The 1,965-nt window shown below is 65.2% G+C and carries 1 protein-coding gene; it reads left to right on the top strand.

What is annotated here, in order from left to right:
* On the top strand, positions 1 to 1,965 hold a 1,965-nt coding region (locus ACS603_RS23340), incomplete at both ends, for an AIDA repeat-containing protein (RefSeq protein WP_474945009.1).

Raw genomic sequence — 1,965 nt, 5'->3', positions numbered from 1 at the left:
GGCGGTGCAGCCACGTCCACCACGCTGAACGGCGGCACCCTGAATGTGGCCGACGGCGGCTCGGCCCTGGCGGTGACCCAGAACAGCGGCGGCGCGCTGCAGGCCAGCACCGACGCCACTGTGTCCGGCACCAACGCCTTCGGGGCTTTCTTTATTGATGCAGCCAGCCACTCGGCCAGCAATGTCCTGCTGGAAAACGGCGGAAAGCTCACCGTCAAGGCGGGTGGCACTGCGACCTCCACAATACTGAACATCGACGGCATCCTGAATGTGGCCGACGGCGGGATTGCCCGGGCGGTGACCCAGCTTGGAGATGGTGCACTGCAGACCAGCACCGACGCCACTGTGTCCGGCACCAACGCCCTTGGCGCCTTCTCGGTGAATGCGGCCACCCACCTGGCCAGCAACGTCCTGCTGGAAAACGGCGGCTGGCTAAATGTGAACGACGGCGGCATGGCCACCGATACCACGGTTAATGGCGGCGGCACCCAGCGGGTATTCAGTGGCGGCACGGCCGGAACCACCCGGATTAACAGCGGCGGCAGGCTGCAGGTCAGTTCCGGCGGCACGGCCCTGACGGTCACCCAGAACCGCGGCGGCACCCTGCAGACCAGCACCGACGCCACCGTCTCCGGAACCAACGCCCTCGGCGCCTTCTCGGTGGATGCGACCACCCACACAGCCCGCAACGTCCTGCTGGAAAACGGCGGCTCGCTAAACGTCAATTCCGGTGGCACGGCAACCGGGACAACTGCAACTGGAAGTTACGCTAATTATATTAATGTCTACTCAGGCGGAACGACCATCGGCACAAATCTGAGTGGTGGCGGGACTGAATATGTTAATTCAGGCGGGAGAACTTCCGGAACCACAATTACGGGCGTCCGGGATGCTGATGGATACTGGAGTCTTCAGTATCAGGTGCTCCGGGCGGGTGGCTCTGCTGTCGGGACCGTCCTGAATGCCGGAGGCCGATTGCAGGCAACGCCGGGCTCGACAGCCACCGGAGTAATTCAGAATGCTGGCGGCGCGATGCAGACCAGCACCGACGCCACCGTCTCCGGCACCAACGCCCTCGGTGCCTTCTCGGTGGATGCGGCAACCCACTCGGCCAGCAATTTCCTGGCGGAAGGCTGGGGCTGGCTTGCTGTGAATGCCGGCGGCACGGCGACGTCAACGACGATGAATTCGGGCGGGGTTCTGAACGTCAACGCCGGTGGCACGGCCCTGACGGTGACCCAGAACAGCGGCGGCGCGCTGCAGGCCAGCACCGATGCCACCGTCTCCGGGACCAATACCCTCGGTGCCTTCTCGGTGGATGCAACCACCCACTCGGCCAGCAACGTCCTGCTGAACAGTGGCGGCTGGTTCAAGGTCAATACAGGCGGCACGGCGACGTCAACGACGATGAATTCAGGCGGCGTGCTGAACGTATCTTCCGGCGGCACGGCCACCTCCACGACGCTGAACAGCGGCGGCGTGCTGAACGTATCTTCCGGCGGCAGGGCCCTGACGGTGACCCAGAAAAGCGGCGGCGTGCTGCAGACCAGCACCGACGCCACCGCCTCCGGGACCAATACCCTCGGTGCCTTCTCGGTGGATGCGGCCACCCACAGTGCCACCAACGTCCTGCTGGACAACGGCGGCTGGCTTGAAGTGAATGCCGGCGGCACGGCCACCGGCACCCTGGTCCGCGGCCTGGCCGCGACCGACACAACGGCAGCCAGCAAGGGAAGTCTGTGGGTCTATTCCGGCGGCACGGCCACCGGCACCACGCTGGAGGCCAATGGTCTGCTGAACGTATCTGCCGGCGGTACGGCCCTGACGGTCACCCAGAACAGCGGCGGCGCGCTGCAGACCAGCACCGACGCCACCGTGTCCGGCACCAATACCCTCGGTGCCTTCTCCGTGGATGCGGCAACCCACAGTGCCACCAACGTCCTGCTGGAAAACGGGGGCTTGTTA

The sequence above is a fragment of the Enterobacter sp. Li2LvB3 genome (assembly GCF_056156645.1).
This window is presented reverse-complemented; position numbering and strand designations above follow the sequence as displayed.